Annotated in this window: 1 protein-coding gene; it reads right to left on the bottom strand. The window is 69.6% G+C overall.

The window, feature by feature from the left end:
• Positions 1 to 167, bottom strand: a 167-nt coding sequence (locus tag AC0CH3_RS17895; RefSeq protein WP_465238138.1) for a DUF3492 domain-containing protein, incomplete at its 3' end; no start/stop codon positions are given.
• Positions 168 to 247 lie beyond the last annotated feature (80 nt).

Genomic DNA, 247 nt, shown 5'->3' with positions numbered 1-247 from the left:
TCGAGAAGATAGATGCCGTGCTCGGTGATGAAGGCGGGGCGTCCGGTCGGACGCGCGGCGCGTGCGGCGCGCAGGCCCGCGAACCCGGTCGATATCGTGTGAGAGGCGCGCGCTGGCGGCAGCGGTGCGGTGAGCACGGACAGCAGCCCGCCGAGCAGCACGCGCATCGCCCAGAACTAATGAGGGAAGGACGCCTTGGGCAGCGTCGCCTGATAATGGCGTCGCAACCGCGCGAACACCGCGGGAT

Source organism: Sphingomonas sp. AC449 (assembly GCF_979253475.1).
Note: the sequence above shows the minus strand (reverse complement) of the source record. Positions and strands in the feature narration are given on the sequence as shown.